This window comes from Actinoplanes cyaneus, assembly GCF_016862095.1.
Lineage (GTDB): Bacteria > Actinomycetota > Actinomycetes > Mycobacteriales > Micromonosporaceae > Actinoplanes > Actinoplanes cyaneus.
The window spans coordinates 1-16,848 of sequence record NZ_BOMH01000042.1; the positions used below are offsets into that span (position 1 = coordinate 1).

Sequence of the window (16,848 nt, forward strand, 5' to 3'; positions counted from 1 at the left end):
CTAGGCGGCGTGCGCCGGCTCATGCCCGGGAGCGCGTGGTCAGCCGGCGTCGAGGGCGTGGAGCACCGGGGTCAGCGACGCCGGGTGGTGCAGGATGCCGAGGTGGCCGACGACGGCGGCGCAGGGAAGGACCACGGGGGTGGCGTGCGGCGCGGCGGTGAGGGACGCGGTGTAGGGCGTCACCATCTGGTCGTAACGGGTCACGATCGTGGTGAACCGGGTCGCCGGCGCCGCCGGGGCGGTGTGGATCGCGGTCAGGACCGCGGAGCCGGGGACCTGCTCGCGCCAGGTGGGGATCTTCGCGTCCAGCCAGCGGCGCAGGTTGCCGGGGAGCCGGTCCGGCCGGCGCAGCAGCCCGTGCAGGGTGGTCCCGCCGTACGTCGGCGCCAGCCCGACCAGGGTGCGCACGGCGCCGGCGGCCGGCTCGGCGGGCAGGCAGCGGACGAGATAGTGGGCGAGGACCGCGCCCCACGAGTGGCCGACGACGTCGACGCGGTCGCTGCCGGTGGACGTACGGACCGTGTCGACGAACGCGGCGAGCTCCAGCGCGTGCCGGTGCGTCGCGCTCGCCCCGGCCGCCGGGCGGGCGCGGCGCCAGTCGAACGGGTAGACGTCGCGCCCGTGGTTGGTGAGCAGCGGCGCGAGCGTGAACCAGTCGGACGAGGAACGCCCGTTCGTGCCGTGGACGAGAATCACCGGCACCGGCCCGGTGGCCGGTGAGCCGTCGCCGGGGTGGCGGGCGCCGGGCGGAAGCCCACGTGGATGCGCGGCGCGGTGACGCAGGGCCGCCCGCCGGCTGAAGTGCACGGGCAGTGGTCGGTCCATGTCGTGGATCTTAGGTCGGTGGGTGCTTTCCGGCTCCGGCGGCTATTCTCCGCTCCGATGACGAACGAGAACACGGCCAACAGCGCGCGAACCGGACCACCCGGGCAAAGCGGGACGCTGTCGCCGGAGCCACCGCGAAGTCAGGGGAGGGATGCCGCCGGGGTCACGCCGGCACGCCCCGTCGTTCCCGCACGTCCGGCCGGACCGGTCCGGCTGGCTGTGCTCGACGGGTTGCGACTGGTCGCGGCGCTGGCGGTGGCGGGGTTCCACCTCACCGCGGCGTGGCGGATCGACGGGGCCCGGGAGCCGGCGTACTTCCTGCCGCACCTGACCCACGTCACGATCTACGGCTTCCTCGGCGTCGAGCTGTTCTTCCTGATCAGCGGGTTCGTCATCGGCATGAGCAGCTGGAACCGCAGCCTGGGTGACTTCTTCACGTCCCGGGTCAGCCGGCTCTACCCGGCGTACTGGGCGTGCGTGCTGATCACCGCGGCGGTGGTCACGCTGGCGCCGATCGACGGCGGGGTGACGGTCACCGGCAAGCCCGGCATCCGCGAGATCGCGGCGAACCTGACCATGCTGCAGGAGCCGCTGGGCGTCCCGGCGGTCGACACCGTCTACTGGACGCTCTTCGTCGAGCTGCGCTTCTACCTGCTCTTCGCGGCGCTGGCGGCGTTCGGGCTGACGTACCGCCGGGTGGTCCTCTTCTGCGCGATCTGGATGACGGTCGCGGCGATCGGGCCGGCGCTGGGCAGCACGGCGATCACCGTGATCGCGATCCCGCAGTACGCGCCGTACTTCATCGCCGGGATCGCCGCGTTCCTGATCCACCGGTTCGGGCGCTCGGCGCTGCTGCTCGGCATCTACGGTTTCGCCTGGCTGCTCGGCGTCGAGCGGGTCAGCGACCGGGTGAGCGACATCGACCCCGGTTTCCACGTGCCGGTCTGGCCGGGCCTGCTGATCGTCACACTGTCCTTCGCGGCGGTGCTGGTGGTCGCGCTGGGCTGGACCGATCGGATCCGCTGGCGCGTTCTGACCGTGGCCGGCGCGCTCACGTACCCGTTCTACCTGCTGCACCAGCGGATCGGGTACACCTTGATCCGGCACGGCTACGAGGCGACGCGGCTGCCCGCCTGGGTGCTCGTGCTCGGCGCCGTCGTGCTGCTGCTCGGCCTGTCCTGGCTGGTCCATCGTCTGGTGGAGCGGCCGCTGGCCAAGCGGATCCGCACCAGCCTGCGGCACGCGCTCGCCGAGTTGCGCGCCGCCTCGGCGGCGGATGCCAAGGGCGTGACACTGCCGCGGCAGGCCCGGGAGGGGCGGTTGGTGCGATCCGCCCGGGGACGTGAGGAGAAATGATCAGATTCCTGGTACGTACGGAGGTGGAGCCGTGACCAGGCTCGAAGCCGACTGCACCCGATGCGCGGCGCTGTGCTGTGTCGCCCCGGCCTTCGCCAAGTCCTCCGACTTCGCCGTGAACAAGCCGGCCGGTCAGGCGTGCCGCAACCTGGGTGAGGACTTCCGCTGCACGATTCACGAGCAGTTGCCGCAGCGCGGGTTCCGTGGCTGCGTGGTGTTCGACTGTTTCGGCGCCGGCCAGCGGATCACCCAGGAGACGTTCGGCGGGCGCGACTGGCGGAGCGCCCCGGAGATCGCGGGCGCGATGTTCGCCGTCCTGCCGGTCGTGCGTCAACTGCACGAGCTGCTCTGGCTGCTCACCGAGGCGTTGCGGCTGGACGAGGCGAAAGCGCTGCACCCGAAGCTGCGGGCGGCGGCTGACGAGATCGACGCGGTGGCCGCGCGACCGGCCGCCGAGCTGCGGGGGCTCGACGTCGACACGTACCGGAAGAAGGCCGTGCCCCTGCTGCGCCGCGTCAGTGACCTGGCCCGGGCCGGAGCCGGTGGCCGCCGGCCCGACCACAGTGGCGCCCAGCTGATCGGCCGCCGGTTCCGCGGCGCCGACCTGCGCGGGGCCAGTTTCCGCGGCGCCCTGCTGATCGGGGCCGATCTGCGCGGCGCGGATCTGCGGCGGGCCGACTTCACCGGCGCTGACCTGCGTGGCGCCGATCTGCGGGGCGCCGATCTGACCGGGGCGCTGTTCCTCACCGCGGCGCAACTGCGCGCGGCAGTGACGGACGCCGCTTGAAGATCACCCGTTGCCGGGAGGTGAGCCGGGGCGATCGGCCCTAAGCTGGACCGATGCAGGATGTGTCCGGCGTGGTGTGGCTCCTGACCGTTCTCGGGATCATCGGGTTGTTGCTGTTCGACTTCTTCGTCCACGTCCGGCGGGCGCACGTGCCGCGCCTGCGTGAGGCCGCCCTGTGGACCGGGATCTACGTGTCGATCGCGATCCTGTTCGGGGCCGGGGTCTGGGTGTTCGGCGGGTCCACGATGGGCACCGAGTACTTCGCCGGATATGTCACCGAGGAGGCGCTCTCGGTCGACAACCTCTTCGTCTTCCTGCTGCTGCTCGGCAGCTTCAAGGTGCCCCGCGCCGACCAGCAGAAGGTGCTGCTCGTCGGGATCGCGGTGTCGCTCGTCGCGCGGACGGGGTTCATCCTGCTCGGCGCCGCGCTGATCAACTCGTTCGCCTGGATCTTCTACATCTTCGGGCTGATCCTGCTGGTCACGGCGGGCAACCTGGTGCGCGAGAAGGACCGGGACTCCGACGACGAGGCGCCGGAGAACGTGATGATCCGGCTCGCCCGGCGGGTGCTGCGCACGTCGGACACCTTCGACGGTGACAAGCTGGTCACCTACCGCGACGGCAAGCGGGTGCTGACCCCGATGCTGCTGGTCATGGTCGCGATCGGCGGCACCGACATCCTGTTCGCGCTGGACTCGATCCCGGCCATCTTCGGGCTCACGCAGAACGTCTACCTGGTCTTCACCGCGACCGCGTTCTCGCTGCTCGGCCTGCGCCAGCTGTACTTCCTGATCGACGGCCTGCTGGACCGCCTGGTGTACCTCTCCTACGGCCTGGCCGCGATCCTGGCGCTGATCGGCGTGAAGCTGATCCTGCACGCCCTGCACCAGAACAACGTGCCGTTCATCAACGAGGGCGAGCACATCGGCGTCACCGAGATCCCGACCGTCGCGTCGCTCGGGATCATCGTCGGGGTGCTGCTGGTGACCGTGGTGGCGTCCCTGCTCAGCCCGCGCGGCCGCGCCCGGACGTACGCGGCGGCCGCGCGCCGCCGGGCGAACGAGTTCCTCGAGATCGAGAAGGACCCGACCTACTGCGACGAGGTGTACCACCTGCTCCTGGAGGAGGAGCGAAACCTGCAGAGCCTGCCGGAGCGCCATCGCGAGCGCATCCGGCAGAGCGAGCTGGCCGACCTGCTGCGCCGCGCGCACCGGGTGCACGCCGAGCGGGTCGCGGCCGGCCACTGCTTCGTCCAGCCGGAGCCGTCAGCCGCGTGACCGCGAGCCTGCAGCCGGAGCCGGAGCCGCAGCCAGAGCCGGACAGCGGCGTGGCCGCGAGCCGCGGCCGGTCCGGTCAGCGGCGTGACTGCGGGTCGTCCGACCGGTTGAGATAGGCGGACAGGTTCGTCGTCTGGCCGCCGAACTCCTCGTCCTCCGACAGCAGGCTGGCCACCCGGGCGGCCAGGCTCGACGCCCGGGACGCCAGGTCCGGCTCGGTGTAACGGATGTCCTGCTCGGCGCGCATCGCCTGCTCGGCGCGGACGGCGTCGGCGGCGATCCCGGGCCGGTCGGCCTGCCCCCGGGAGCCGGAGGTGGGCAGCGACGACACCGGCACCGAGGAGACCGGGGCGGCCTCGTAGGCCGGCTCGGAGTACGACTGCTCCTGGAAGACCGACTCCCGGTACGCCGGCTCCTGCTGGTAGGCGGGCTCGGCGTACCCCGGCTCGGCGTACCCGGGCTCGTCGTAGACCGGGTCGGCCGGCTCCGGGGCCGGCACCGGGACCGAGCCGAGCAGCGTCACCGTCTGCCCCTCGCCGCCCTGGTAGTTGGTGAACTCCGGGCCGATCACCAGGCGCGCCAGCATCCGCGCGTGCGCGGGGGCCACCCCGATCTCGGTCTGGTTCTCCACCCGGAACCGGGCGATCGCCTGGCGCAGCACGTTCGCCAGCTTGTCGGCGTCGTTCACGGTCGCCAGGTCGCCGCCCGCGAACACCAGCGCCGGGAAACTGCCCTCCGGCCCGTTGCAGACCAGCTGGATCTGGGTGACGGTCGCGGTCCGGCCGATGTCCCGGTTCCCCGGCTGCACGCGCAGGTGTTGCGGCCACAGCCAGAAGAGCTCACCACTACTGAGCGTGTTCTCGTTCGCATGGGTGTAGCGGACCCGGCGGTCGGTCACCAGGACGTCGGTCTCCTCCGGCAGGGTCCATCGCGGTAGCGAGGAGGCCTCGTCGAAGGCATATTCGGCCACGGCGCAGCGGCCGCGCCAGAGCACCCGCTCGCCGCTGTCCAGCGGTCCGAGATCGGTGCCCGGTGCGGACAGGAAGTGCTGGTGGAACATGGTTGCCTTCCCCGTTCACGCCGCGGTCGGATAAACGCGGCCGAAACGATTACAGCGTTGTCCTACCGGTGTCGCCAGTCACCCGACGCGAATCACACCACAACTTCCGGATTCGACACCGGACGGTGATGACCGGTGAACCATCGGTCACTCCTTTGATCACTTTCGGTTACCGAACAGCCCGGCCGGTGGTGCGGGCGAAGCCACCGCCGAGGCGTCCGGGACCGGCGCCGCGCCGGCCGCGAACCGATCCAGGTCCGTCTCCACCCGCCCCGGGAACCAGTCCCCGGCGGCCCGGCGGGTGAGCTCGGCCACCGGAGGCGGGGTGCGCCCGGCGAGCACCACCAGATTGCCGAACCGGCGGCCGCGGAGCACCGCTGCGTCGGCCACCAGACACGCCTGCGGCAGAACCGCGCGGATCGTGGCGACCTGAGCGCGGGCATGCTTGAGCGGCGGGCCGTCGGCGATGTTCGCGACCAGCCAGCCGCCCGGGTCGAGCACGCGGGCGAGCTGCTCGGCGAACTCCAGCGACGCCAGGTGCGCGGGGGTGCGGGCGCCGGCGAAGACGTCGAGCACGATCACGTCGTACGCGCTGTCCCGCATGCTCTCCACGGCCTCGCGCGCATCGCCGACCCGGACCCGGATGTTCGCCCGCTCCGGCAGCGGAAGCTCCCGGCGGACCATCTCGACCAGCGGCCCGTCGATCTCCACGACCCGCTGGGCGGACCCGGGCCGGGTCGCGGCCAGGTAGCGCGGCAGGGTCAGCGCGCCACCGCCCAGGTGCAGCGCGCGCAGCGGCCGGCCCGGCTCGGCCACCAGGTCGATCGCCGCGGCCATCCGCCGGACGTACTCGAACTGCAGGTACGCCGGGTCGGCCAGGTCCACGTGTGACTGCGGCGCGTCGTCGAGCAGCAGTGTGAAAGCGGTGTCCCGATCCGGATCCGGGACCAGTTCCGCGACGCCCGAGGCGACGGTCTCACTACGCCGTCGCGACGCCCTGCGCTGTGCCATCCGGCAATTGTGCAGGGAGCGATTCGGTAGCACCGGGCAGGGAACGCGATGGCCGGCGCGAAAACTTCCGACGTTTGTCCCGTGACGGTTTTCGAGCAGACCCTGAATCGGCGTACGGCGATCGGCGGCGCGGCCGCGGCCGGCGCGGCGGCGGTACTTGCCACGGGTTCGCCCGCCCTCGCAGCCTCGCCCGCCGACCCCCGGTTCCGCACCGCGGTGGAGCCCGGCATCGTGATCGAGGAGGCCACCGGCGGGTTGCTGCCCGCCGACCCGCTGCTGCACCTGCTGCGCCGGGCGACCTTCGGGCCGAGCCCCGCCGCGATCGCGCAGATCCGCACGCTGGGCGCGAGCGCCTGGCTGGACCGGCAACTCAACCCGGGGAGCATCGACGACAGCGCGGCCGACGCGCTGATCGCCCGGCTGCCGCTGTGCGGCCTGAGCATCGGCGAGATCCGGGCCCGGGTCGCGGCCGGCCAGCTCAAGCAGTTCGACTGGAGCCCGATGTGGCAGCTGTCGTTCGCCGCGCCGGTCCGGGCGATCTGGAGCGAGCGCCAGCTGTTCGAGGTGATGTGCGACTTCTGGTCCAACCATCTCAACGTGACCTGCCCGTCCGGCGACGTCTGGGACAGCCGCACCGACTACGACCGCACCGTGATCCGCAAGTACGCCCTGGGCACGTTCGCGGAGATGCTCAAGGCGTCGGCGCGGCACCCGGCGATGCTCACGTACCTGGACAATCGGTACTCCACCCGGCTGGCGCCGAACGAGAACTACGGCCGCGAGCTGATGGAGCTGCACACGGTCGGGCTGGAGTACGCCGAACCGGACGTCAAGGACGCCGCGAGGCTGCTCACCGGACTGACCGTGGACAACACGACCGGGCAGTACCGGTACGACGCCGCGAACCACGTCACCGGCGCGGTGCGGATCCTCGGGTTCACGCACGCCAACGCGACCACGACCGGTGGCGAGGCGGCCGCCATGGCGTTCCTCGACCACCTGGCGATGCACCCGTCGACCGCGCGCCGGATCGTCACCAAGCTGTGCGTCCGCTTCGTCGCCGACGTGCCGCCGACCGGCCTGATCACCAAGCTCGTCAAGGTCTACCTGGACAACCGGTCGGCGATCGTGCCGGTGCTGCGGGCGCTGTTCACGTCGCAGGAGTTCGCCTCGTCGGTGGGCGCGAAGACGCGTACGCCGCTGGAGGATCTGGCGGCCACCGTGCGGATCCTCGGCTACGGGCCGCCGCCGAGCGGGACCAAGACGTACGAGAGCCTCTACTGGATGGCCCGCAACGCCGGTCACGCGCCGCTGCTCTGGGGGCCGCCGAACGGATACCCGGACGTCGCCGCGGCCTGGGCCTCGCCGTCCGGCCTGCTGGTGCGGTGGAACTTCCACCTGTCGATCGCGGCCGGGAACTGGCCTGCCGACCTGGTCCGACCGGCCGACCTGCTGACCGGGATGATCGGCGCGCGGCCGGCCACCTACGGCGCTCTGATCGACGCGACCGCCCGGCGGCTGCTCGGGGTCACGCTGGGCGGCGAGCAGACCGCGGCGCTGGCGAGCTTCTACGGCAAGACTCCGGCCTCGCCACTGAAATACAACGATCCCGCGGTTGGCTGGATGTACCCGTACCTGATGGCGATGCTGCTCAACGCCCCGAACTTTGCCCTGAGGTGATGACTGTGAACTGTGGTTGCGACGAAGCGCGCAAGGTCTCGCTGTCCCGGCGGCGGCTGCTCGCCGCGGGAGCGGCCGGGGCGTTCGCCGGGCTGGCCGGCTCGCAGCTCGACACCCAGCTGGCGTTCGCGGCCGACCCGGCGTACTCCGGGGACGTGCTGGTGCTGCTCTCGCTGCGCGGCGGGTTCGACGGGCTGTCCGCGGTCGTGCCGGCCGGCGACCCGGGGTACTACACCGCCCGGCCCGGGATCGGGGTGCCGAAGTCCCAGCTGATCGGCGGCGGGACGTTCTTCGGCCTGCACCCGGCGCTGGCGCCGCTGCTGCCGTACTGGACGTCGGGCAAGCTCGCCGCGGTGCAGGCGGTCGGGCAGCCGGCCCCGAACCGGTCGCACTTCTCCGCGATGGAGGAGCTGGAGCGGGCCGCCCCGGGGACCTCGCTGCGGACCGGCTGGCTGAGCCGGATGCTCGGCTCGCTCGGCGCTGACGACCCGTTCGACGCGATCGCGATGGGGACGGCTCGCCCGGCCCGGGTGCTCGACGGGCCCGCGCCGTACCTCGGTGTCACCTCGATCGACGGGCTCGCGCTGACCGGCGACGACGCGGCCAAGCCGCTCGCGGCGACGATGGCGGCGCTCTACAAGGGCGCGCCGGCGACCCTGGCGAAGACCGCGGGTCAGCTGACCGGCGCCCTGGACCGCGGCAAGGCGCTGCGGGCGGCCGGATACACCCCGGCGAACGGCGCGTCCTACCCGTCGACCGAGCTCGGGGCGGCGCTGCGCGACGTGGCCCGGATGATCAAGGCGGGCGCCGGGCTGATGACCGCGACCGTCGACTCCGGCGACTGGGACATGCACGAGAACCTGGGTGTCGCGCAACCCGGCCGGCGCATGCACGACCAGCTCGCCCAGCTGGCGTCCGCGATCGCGGCGTTCGCGACCGACCTGGGGCCGGACGGGCTGCGCCGGGTCACGCTGGTCACGATCAGCGAGTTCGGCCGGCGGGTGGCGCAGAACGGCTCCGGCGGGCTCGACCACGGGTACGGCAACGCGATGTTCCTGCTCGGCGGCGGGGTCCGCGGCGGCCAGGTCCACGGCACCTGGCCCGGCCTGGGCGCGGGTCAGCTGCGCGACGGCGATCTGGCGGTCACCACCGACTATCGCGCGGTGATCGGCGAGATCCTTCGCGCCCGCTGCGGCGTTCGGGACCTGGCCTCGGTCTTCCCCGGCGTTCCGGCGTCGTCGCTCGGTGTGGTGACCGCGCGCTGAAACCGGCCTTTCGGTCACGGTCGCCGCTTCACACTGTCACCGACATTTCTGACGTACGGAGGTGACGGTGACCAGCAACCTGTTGGCCGAACTCATCGGGGGCCAGCGGCGCCCGACCGGCCCGCCGCCCACCGGGCAGATGCCGGCGATCCTGCGCGCGGCCGAGCACCGGGCCGGCCCGCCGCTCAGGATCCGCCGGCACACCTCGGACGAGGGGCTGCCGTTCTGGCGGTGGGACTGCGAGAGCTGCGGCGAGTACGGCGGTGGCCGGCACCACCCGGACGCGGTCCTCCGGGCGACCCGGCACTGCCACGAGCATCCGGACCACCGGTCGTCGCTGCTGCCGCCGGCCAGTTGCCGGCAGCCCGACACGTACCTGCCGCTGCACCCGATGCTCTTCGCCGTCGACGACGAGCCCGGCCCCGAGCCCCTCGACATCTGACCACCACGACCGTGAGGCGCGCCGCAGGCACGAGTCACGCGCAGTCCACGTGCGGCCGGCCCGCGACGCGACCTGACGTGCCCGGAGTCCACGCCGGGTCCGCCCGGGGCCGGGCAAGCGTGACGCGCGCTGCGATCGCGATGAGCGCGGGGTCCGCGCGGGGCCGGGCATGCGCGGCGGTCACGGTCCCGGCTGGTTGTCATGGGCGTTATGAGGCACGAATAACGCCCATGACAACCAGCCGGAACCGGGGGCGCGCTGCTGCCGGGACCATCGGCGGCGTCGCGGACTCCGGGCGGTGGCACTGCGCGGGCCGCTCGAGGGCGTCGACGGGTCTGTTGCTCTGAGCGTGCCCACCCGCGGACGTCGCCCTGGAGGGCTTTGCGTTCTGGCCGCGCCAGCGGCCTGCGAAGCCCGGAAGGGTCCCCGCGGGAGCGACGATCCGGACCACAGCGAAGAGGGGACCGGAAGATCTTGAAGTTGATCTTCCGGTCCCCTCTTCTATGTCTGAGCCTGTCCGAGACGGATCAGGCGAGACGGATCAGGGCTGGGTGTCGCCGGCGCCGGTCCGCTTCTGGGCCTCGTCGACGCCGCGGTCCACCTGCGACGAGTACTTGTTCCCGGTCCGCTGGTCGACCTGGTCGCCGGCCTTGTCCAGACCCTGGTCGACCTGCTCGTCGTGCTTGTCCGCGAAGTCCTTGGCCTTGTCGAGGAAGCTCATCGTGGCGTCTCCTTCATTTGTGGCTCGATCACTTCTGACTCAACTGTCTCGGTGTTCCGCTTACCCAGAATCTCGGCAACCTTGCGGAAAAGTGGGTCGGCAACCACCTCGGTGAGGTCGGCGCGCAGCGGGATCCGCCAATTCGGGTACTCGTCGAAGGTGCCGGGCAGGTTCGGTTGCCGCCGTTCCAGCAGGACGTCGTAGAGCGACGCGGTGACCAGGCGGCACGGGGTGCGCGCGAGGAACTCGTGCATGGCGAGCACGACGTCGGCGGGCTCCTCCGAGTCGAGCAGGCCCTCGCCGCGCAGCAGCTCCAGCAGCGCTGTCTTGTCCGCCTTCCAGGTGGCCCACTCCTGCTCGACGGTGCCGGCCAGCTGGCCGAGCTCGGCGCGGACCTCGACCTGCTCGCCGGCGAGGAATCCGGCTGCGGTCGGCAGGTCGTGGGTGGAGATGCTGGCCAGGGCGTTGCGGCGGTACTCGGCGGAGGGGCGGAACTCGCCGGTGTCCCAGTCCCGGGTGAACCAGAGGACGGAGGAGCCGAGCATGTTCATCCGCTCCAGCGTGTCGGTCATCTCGGGCAGGACGGTGCCGAGGTCCTCGCCGATCACGACCGCGCCGGCCCGCTGCGCCTCGAGCGCCAGGATGCCGAGCATCGCCTCCGGGTCGTAGTGCACGTAGGTGCCCTGCGCCGGCCCCATGCCCGGCGGCACCCACCAGAGCCGCCACAGCCCGGCGACGTGGTCGACCCGCAGGCCGCCGGCGTGCCGGAAGATCCGGCGCAGCATGTCACGGTAGGGCGCGTATCCGGTTTTGATCAGCATGTCGGGGCGCCACGCGGCGAGCCCCCAGTCCTGGCCCAGCTGGTTGAACGCATCCGGCGGCGCGCCCGCCCGCACGCCGGCTGCCAGCGCGTCCTGCAGCAGCCAGCCGTCCGCGCCGCCCGGGTCGATGCCGACGGCCAGGTCGTGCACGATGCCGACCGGCATGCCGGCGGCCGCCTCGCGGGCCGCGTCGAGCTGCTGCTCGACCAGGCGCTGGACCCAGGCGTGGAAGGCGATCCGGTCGCTGCGGTAGGCCTGGACGGCGGGGGAGTCCGGATGCCGCAGCTCCTCGGGCCACTTCTGCCAGTCCGGGCCGTGCTGCTCGGCGAGCGCGCAGAACCGCGCGAAATCGATCAGCCCGGGGTCGTCGGCCTGGTCGGACGGCTCGGCGAGAGGCCAGAGAAGTTCCAGGGCGGCGAGCTTCGCCTCCCAGACGGCGGTGTAGTCGATCAACTCGCCCGCCGCCGGTCGCAGGGCATCGATCCGCTCCCGTACGGACCTGTCCGCGCGCTGGTACTCCCGGGTGTCCGAGATCCGCAGGTAGAGCGGGTTCGCGAACCGGCGGCTCGACGGCGAGTAGGGCGAGGCCGCGACCGGCGGCACCGGGGTGATCGCGTGCAGCGGGTTGAGCAGCACCAGCCCGGCGTCCCCGCTCTGCTCCACGAACGACCGCAGGTCACCGAGATCGCCCATGCCCCACGAGTCCGCCGAGTGCAGCGCGTAGAGCTGCAGCATCCAGCCCCACGTCTCCGGCGGCCGGGGCAGCTGGACGGGCACCACCACGACTGTCGTCCCGCCGAGCCGGTGCCAGCCCAGCGGCAGGTCCTCGAGCACGTCGACGGTCCGGGTCGTGCCGTCCTCCAGGACCAGCTCGGCCGGCGCGGGCAGCTGCCGGCTCTGGCCCTCGCGCAGCACGATGGTCCCGGGCAGGTCGTCGCTGGTCGTGACGCCGGCCAGTGCCGCGTCGATCGCCGCCGGTGTGCTCGCGTCGACGCCGAGCAGGCCCAGCACGCCGATCACCGACTCAGGCGCGACCTCGGTGTCGCGGCGCTGGAAGTTCTCGTACCGAGTGGCCACCCCGTGTGCCCTGGCCAACGCCTCGAGCTTCGCGTCCATGCTGTCCCTTCCCGTCTCCGGCCGCTGGAGTACCCGTGATCATCGGTGGCTACTCCGAGTCGCGGCCGTTGCTTACATCGGTCAGCATGGGGCACATGGGTGACATGGTGAAATGGTGGCCGCGGCTGACCGCGGCGCTGACCGGCGCAGTGCTGACCCTGGTGATCCCGGTGCACGCCTGGGCCGCGACGAACGGGGTGGACGACCTTGCGGTCGAGGCCGCCAAACGGCGTACGCGCAGCCGGGGTTTCGGCTTCTTCTTCCTTCCCGGCATCTGCTGCCTGCTCGTCGTGGGGGGTGTGGTGCTGGCAATAGTGTTGATTTCCCGCAAACGCAGGCGGCGCTGAGGAGATCCGTCCTAGTTTGGGAAGATGCGGACGCGTAGCAGGCGGTCGATGGCTCTGGGCGGCGGGATCGCCGCGATTCTGTGCATTCCACCCGCCGTCTCGGTCGCCGCGAACGCGTCCTCGGACGTGCTGCTGAGCATGGGCCGGCCCGCGCTCGCCTCGTCGACGCAGAGCGTTTCCTGGCTCGCGTCGTCGGCGGTGGACCGGGGCACCGGCACCCGCTGGGCCAGTGGCGCCGGGGTGGGCACCGAGTGGCTGCGCATCGACCTGGGCGCGGCGCAGGAGGTCACCCGGGTCCGGCTGCACTGGGCCACGGCGTATGCCAAGGGTTACCGGGTGCAGCTCTCCGACGACGGCGCCACCTGGCGGGACACGTTCCGGACGGCGTCCGGCAACGGCGGGGTCGACGACCTGCGCAACCTGAAGGGGCACGGGCGCTACCTGCGGGTGCTGGCCACCCAGCGGGCCAATCCGAGCGGCTACTCGCTGTGGGACGTGCGGGCGTACGGGCCGGGCCCGGCCGGCCGGCTCCCGGAGTCGGTCGCCGCCCCCGGCGCGGGGGTGCCACCGGTGGCCGGGGACCTGACCGGGCACACCAAGAAGGAGACCGCCCTGCAACTGGTCGCCAGCGCCGAGAACTCGACGCTGAACTGGCGCGGGGAGTACGGATACCTGGAGGACCTGGGCGACGGCCGTGGATACACCGGCGGGATCATCGGGTTCTGCTCCGGGACCGGCGACATGCTCGCGATGGTCACCGAGTACACCCGGCGCAAGCCGGACAACCCACTCGCCCGGTACCTTCCGGCGCTGCGCGCGGTGGACGGCACCGACTCGCACGCCGGGCTCGACCCGGGGTTCCCGGCCGCGTGGCGCATTGCCGCGAAGGACGGGATCTTCCAGAAGACGCAGCAGGACGCGCGGGACCGGATGTACTTCGCGCCCGCGGTGCGGCTCGCCGAGTCGGACGGGCTGCGGGCGCTGGGACAGTTCGCGTACTACGACGCGGCGGTGATGCACGGTGTCTCCGGGCTCCGGACCATCCGCGAGCGGGCGGTGCGGGCCCGGAAAACGCCGTCACAGGGCGGGGACGAGATCGCGTACCTGGGCGCCTTCCTGGACTCCCGGGACACCGAGATGAGGCGGGAGGCCGCGCACAGCGACACCACCCGGGTCGACACCGCTCAGCGAGTGTTCCTCACCGGCAGCAACCTCGACCTGGTGGCGCCGCTGTCCTGGAGCGTCTACGGCGACAAGTACTCGATCAAGCGCTGATCAGGCCCGAGCCCACTTCTGGTTCGCGGTGCCTGTGCAGTCCCACAACTGGAGCTGCGCGCCGTTGGCCGTGTTGTTGTCCTTGATGTCGACGCACTTGTTGGCCGACACGTTCACCAGGTCGCCCGCGCCCGACAGCGTGAACCGCTGCACCGGGTTGCCGTTGCAGGTCACCAGCTGGATCGGCGTGCCGTTGGTCAGCGCCCCACCGGCCGGGTCCATGCACTTGCCCAGCGCGCGGAACGTGCCGTCGCCGTTCGCCGTCCACTGCTGCGCGCCGGTGCCGTTGCAGTCGTACATCTGCAGGCGGGCGCCGTCCGAGGCGGTGCCGCCCGGGATGTCGATGCAGCGCCCGTTGAGGTTGCTCTTCAGCGCGTTCCCGGTGGCGGGCGGCGGGGTCGTCGAGCCGGTCGACGTGTTGACGTGCACGTAGTCGATCAGCATCTTGCTCTCGGCGGGCAGCCCCGCCGGGTTGCCCTGACCGAAGTTACCGCCGACGGCCAGGTTCAGGATGATGAAGAACGGGTGCTCATAGACCCAGTTCACGTTGCCCTTGGCGGCGCGCAGCGAGTCCGGGGTGGCCCGGAAGTACTCCTGGCCGTCCACGGTCCAGACGATCAGGTTCGGCGACCAGTCCACGGCGTAGTTGTGGAACGCCTGGTACCAGGGCGAGCCGGCGACGAGCTGACCGCCGTACGAGCTGCCGCCGGAGTAACCGGGCCCGTGCAGCGTGCCGAAGAGCCGGTTGGGGTCCCGGCCGACGATCTCCATGATGTCGATCTCGCCGTCGGTCGGCCAGTTGCCGCCGCCGAGCATCCAGAACGCGGGCCAGAGCCCGGAGCCGTTCGGCACCTGGATGCGGGCCTCGACGTGCCCGTACTGCTGGGTGAACTTGCCGGCGGTCTGGATCCGGCCGGACGTGAACTGGCAGGTGCCGTTCCAGCAGTCGTTGTGCCCGCCGCTGCCCTTGCGGGCCGTGATGACCAGGTGCCCCTGGCCGTCCATGGCGATGTTGCTCGTGCCGCTGGTGTAGTACTGCAGCTCCTGGTTGCCGAAGCCGCTGCCGCCGGTGTCGAAGTTCCACTTGGACGTGTCGACTCCGGTGCCGGCCGCGCCGTTGAAGTCCTCGTTCCAGACGACCGCCGCGTCGGCGTGGTCGTTGCGTGACGACATGAACAGCGATGACGCCAGGGTGGCCATCACCACCGCCGCGCCGAACATGACGCGTAACTTGCGCATGGGGGAACCTCCGGGGGAGAGGGTGCCGTTACTCCAAACAGTCTTTAGAGATGGACTGCCATGGGTCAATGGAGACGGGTTCCGGAACCCCGGATAACAGAGAACCGCTCAGAGTTTCTGGAAAAGAGCCGGCACCGGCCCCGGCTGCCACCCCGGGAGCGAGGTGTGCTGCTGCAGGACCCGGTAGTTCGCGCCCTTGTACGAGACGCGGTCGCCCACCTCGTACGTCGTGAACGCCTTCCACGCCGGCGCCGGCGGGGCGGTCACCGTGACCGTGACGGCGACCGAGTCGGCCACCAGCGCGTCCGAGTAACGGCCCCGGCCGGCCGGGCCGAGCTCCAGCTTGAACGGCTGCCCCGCGGTGTCCGGCGTCAGCCGCAGCACCTGCGTGCCGTCGACCGCCCAGACGAACGACGTCCGGGTCCAGTCGACGGTGTACGTGTGGAAGCCGCCGACGCTGGTGGTGCCGACGCCGAGCGCCTCGTACCGCCCGGAGATCGTGCCGCCGTTCGTGGTGCGCACGCCGAACAGGTTCCAGGCCGGGCCGGCGTCCCCGGCGCGCAGCACGGCGGTCGCCCGCCCGCTCGACTGACTGAAGCTCGCCACGGTGGTCAGCGACGAGTCGAGCACGAGGTGGCCCTCGCCGTCCTGCCAGGTGTCCCAGCCGTTGCCGGACCACTTCGCTGGGTCCGGCCCGGAGCCCCGGCCACCACCGAAGTCGTCGCTGAAGACCGTCTTGGTGACCGTCTCGGCGTGCGCGACGCCGGACATGGTCAGCCCGGAGACGACGACTGCGGCCGCCAGCAGCGACCGCAGCCACCGCGCACCGTGACGCACCGTTCCCACCCCTGCCTGAACCTGGCCTCGCACCCGGCCGAATGACGAGACCCGGTCTGGATCCGCGCACAGACTCTGCACGCCGAAGTGCGGTGAGGGCAAGACCGGCCGCGATCTGTTTACTGATCCCTTACGCGGGATTGCCCTGGCGCGGGGCGCGGACGGGCCGGGGTCACGCCGCGGCCCGTCACCGGACACGCCGTCAGTCGTAGTCGGGCGCCCGCGTCTCGTGCATCGCCAGCTCCTCGGCGCTCGCGCCACCGCCGGCCGCGCCCGCGTCCCACGCCACGCTGTCCGGCTCGTCGTCGAGGCCGGAGCCGCCGTCCGGCGCGACCAGCCGCCCGACGCGGGCCGGGTCGTCCTCGTCGAGCTGGCCGTCGTCGTAGAGCGAGACCGGCGAGTCCGGATCGGAGGTCGGGCTCTCACCCCACACGTCCCGGTCGAAGCGCTCCTGGCCGGAGTCGTCGACCGTCTCGTCGATCGGGTCACGACGCCGCGGGCTCTCGTCCTCGGCGCCGAAGTCCGGCTCCTCCTGGCGCAGCCGGCGGTCGAGCCCCTCGCCCTGGCGCTGCTCCTCCGCCGTGTCACCGAACCGGTTCGAACCGCCCGGGCCGACCCCGGCGAGCGCTGCCGGGTCCGCGCCGTCGGCCCATCGGCCGCTGTCCACCTCGTCGTTCGCGGTGGAGTCGTCGTCGGCGGTGTCCGGCAGGCCCGAGGCCTCCGGATCGCTCACCTCGGTGGGGTAGTCGTTGTCTCGCATGTGCGCAATCTACCCGCGCGCCGGGCAGG

15 protein-coding genes and 1 pseudogene are annotated in these 16,848 nt (G+C 71.8%); 8 read left to right on the plus strand and 8 right to left on the minus strand.

The window, feature by feature from the left end:
• Window positions 1–39 precede the first annotated feature (39 nt).
• Window positions 40–825, minus strand: a complete 786-nt coding sequence (locus Acy02nite_RS28645; protein ID WP_203746252.1) for an alpha/beta fold hydrolase — start codon at window positions 823–825, stop codon at window positions 40–42.
• Window positions 826–1,056: 231 nt separating this feature from the next.
• Here Acy02nite_RS28645 and Acy02nite_RS28650 point away from each other — a divergent pair, with 231 nt between their 5' ends.
• The 3 genes and pseudogenes from Acy02nite_RS28650 to Acy02nite_RS28660 all read left to right on the plus strand — a co-directional run.
• Window positions 1,057–2,181, plus strand: coding sequence for an acyltransferase family protein (locus tag Acy02nite_RS28650; RefSeq protein ID WP_239175303.1), 1,125 nt, complete (start codon window positions 1,057–1,059; stop codon window positions 2,179–2,181).
• A gap of 31 nt (window positions 2,182–2,212) precedes the next feature.
• The gene (locus Acy02nite_RS28655) at window positions 2,213–2,968 is read left to right on the plus strand and encodes a pentapeptide repeat-containing protein (protein WP_203746256.1); all 756 of its coding nucleotides are present in this window, start codon (window positions 2,213–2,215) and stop codon (window positions 2,966–2,968) included.
• A 53-nt stretch (window positions 2,969–3,021) separates the two neighbouring features.
• A pseudogene (locus tag Acy02nite_RS28660) lies at window positions 3,022–4,011 on the plus strand (TerC family protein); the annotation flags it as partial.
• 310 nt (window positions 4,012–4,321) lie between these two features.
• On the opposite strand, the gene Acy02nite_RS28665 reads toward Acy02nite_RS28660, so the two are convergent.
• The gene (locus Acy02nite_RS28665) at window positions 4,322–5,305 is read right to left on the minus strand and encodes a translation initiation factor 2 (RefSeq protein WP_203746265.1); all 984 of its coding nucleotides are present in this window, start codon (window positions 5,303–5,305) and stop codon (window positions 4,322–4,324) included.
• A 159-nt stretch (window positions 5,306–5,464) separates the two neighbouring features.
• Window positions 5,465–6,316, minus strand: coding sequence for a spermidine synthase (locus Acy02nite_RS28670; RefSeq protein ID WP_203746267.1), 852 nt, complete (start codon window positions 6,314–6,316; stop codon window positions 5,465–5,467).
• An 81-nt stretch (window positions 6,317–6,397) separates the two neighbouring features.
• On the opposite strand from Acy02nite_RS28670, the gene Acy02nite_RS28675 reads away from it, so the two are divergent.
• The 3 genes from Acy02nite_RS28675 (at window position 6,398) to Acy02nite_RS28685 (ending at window position 9,703) form a co-directional block, all read left to right on the plus strand.
• Window positions 6,398–7,996: a DUF1800 domain-containing protein gene (locus Acy02nite_RS28675; protein WP_239175304.1), complete on the plus strand. Its 1,599-nt coding sequence runs from the start codon at window positions 6,398–6,400 to the stop codon at window positions 7,994–7,996.
• Window positions 7,996–9,261: a DUF1501 domain-containing protein gene (locus Acy02nite_RS28680; RefSeq protein WP_203746271.1), complete on the plus strand. Its 1,266-nt coding sequence runs from the start codon at window positions 7,996–7,998 to the stop codon at window positions 9,259–9,261. Before Acy02nite_RS28675 ends, Acy02nite_RS28680 begins: the two co-directional genes overlap by 1 nt.
• Before the next feature lie 67 nt (window positions 9,262–9,328).
• The gene (locus tag Acy02nite_RS28685) at window positions 9,329–9,703 is read left to right on the plus strand and encodes a hypothetical protein (protein ID WP_203746273.1); all 375 of its coding nucleotides are present in this window, start codon (window positions 9,329–9,331) and stop codon (window positions 9,701–9,703) included.
• 541 nt (window positions 9,704–10,244) lie between these two features.
• On the opposite strand, the gene Acy02nite_RS28690 is transcribed toward Acy02nite_RS28685, so the two are convergent.
• The gene (locus Acy02nite_RS28690) at window positions 10,245–10,424 is read right to left on the minus strand and encodes an antitoxin (protein ID WP_203746275.1); all 180 of its coding nucleotides are present in this window, start codon (window positions 10,422–10,424) and stop codon (window positions 10,245–10,247) included.
• Window positions 10,421–12,361 (minus strand): 4-alpha-glucanotransferase, encoded by a 1,941-nt coding sequence (malQ, locus tag Acy02nite_RS28695; RefSeq protein ID WP_203746277.1) that lies wholly within the window; start codon window positions 12,359–12,361, stop codon window positions 10,421–10,423. Before malQ ends, Acy02nite_RS28690 begins: the two co-directional genes overlap by 4 nt.
• A gap of 95 nt (window positions 12,362–12,456) precedes the next feature.
• Here malQ and Acy02nite_RS28700 point away from each other — a divergent pair, with 95 nt between their 5' ends.
• Together Acy02nite_RS28700 and Acy02nite_RS28705 are read left to right on the plus strand one after the other, a co-directional pair.
• The gene (locus tag Acy02nite_RS28700) at window positions 12,457–12,708 is read left to right on the plus strand and encodes a hypothetical protein (protein WP_203746279.1); all 252 of its coding nucleotides are present in this window, start codon (window positions 12,457–12,459) and stop codon (window positions 12,706–12,708) included.
• A gap of 24 nt (window positions 12,709–12,732) precedes the next feature.
• A complete protein-coding gene (locus Acy02nite_RS28705) occupies window positions 12,733–13,983 on the plus strand; it encodes a chitosanase (protein WP_239175305.1) in 1,251 nt (416 codons plus the stop codon).
• On the opposite strand, the gene Acy02nite_RS28710 is transcribed toward Acy02nite_RS28705, so the two are convergent.
• The 3 genes from Acy02nite_RS28710 to Acy02nite_RS28720 form a co-directional block, all read right to left on the minus strand.
• Entirely contained in the window at window positions 13,984–15,222 is a 1,239-nt protein-coding gene (locus Acy02nite_RS28710; RefSeq protein WP_203746281.1) for a glycoside hydrolase family 16 protein, read from the minus strand. It lies immediately after the preceding gene.
• A 108-nt stretch (window positions 15,223–15,330) separates the two neighbouring features.
• On the minus strand, window positions 15,331–16,059 hold the full coding sequence (locus Acy02nite_RS28715) for a carbohydrate-binding protein (protein WP_203746283.1): 729 nt from the start codon (window positions 16,057–16,059) through the stop codon (window positions 15,331–15,333).
• Between the two features lie 202 nt (window positions 16,060–16,261).
• Window positions 16,262–16,819: a DUF5709 domain-containing protein gene (locus Acy02nite_RS28720; RefSeq protein WP_203746285.1), complete on the minus strand. Its 558-nt coding sequence runs from the start codon at window positions 16,817–16,819 to the stop codon at window positions 16,262–16,264.
• Between the last annotated feature and the right edge of the window lie 29 nt (window positions 16,820–16,848).

Coding starts and splice junctions, on each gene's coding strand:
- Acy02nite_RS28645 (WP_203746252.1), bottom strand. CDS start 825: ATGGACCGACCACTGCCCGTGCACTTCAGCCGGCGGGCGGCCCTGCGT.
- Acy02nite_RS28665 (WP_203746265.1), bottom strand. CDS start 5,305: ATGTTCCACCAGCACTTCCTGTCCGCACCGGGCACCGATCTCGGACCG.
- Acy02nite_RS28670 (WP_203746267.1), bottom strand. CDS start 6,316: ATGGCACAGCGCAGGGCGTCGCGACGGCGTAGTGAGACCGTCGCCTCG.
- Acy02nite_RS28680 (WP_203746271.1), top strand. CDS start 7,996: ATGACTGTGAACTGTGGTTGCGACGAAGCGCGCAAGGTCTCGCTGTCC.
- Acy02nite_RS28690 (WP_203746275.1), bottom strand. CDS start 10,424: ATGAGCTTCCTCGACAAGGCCAAGGACTTCGCGGACAAGCACGACGAG.
- malQ (WP_203746277.1), bottom strand. CDS start 12,361: ATGGACGCGAAGCTCGAGGCGTTGGCCAGGGCACACGGGGTGGCCACT.
- Acy02nite_RS28700 (WP_203746279.1), top strand. CDS start 12,457: ATGGGTGACATGGTGAAATGGTGGCCGCGGCTGACCGCGGCGCTGACC.
- Acy02nite_RS28705 (WP_239175305.1), top strand. CDS start 12,733: ATGCGGACGCGTAGCAGGCGGTCGATGGCTCTGGGCGGCGGGATCGCC.
- Acy02nite_RS28710 (WP_203746281.1), bottom strand. CDS start 15,222: ATGCGCAAGTTACGCGTCATGTTCGGCGCGGCGGTGGTGATGGCCACC.
- Acy02nite_RS28720 (WP_203746285.1), bottom strand. CDS start 16,819: ATGCGAGACAACGACTACCCCACCGAGGTGAGCGATCCGGAGGCCTCG.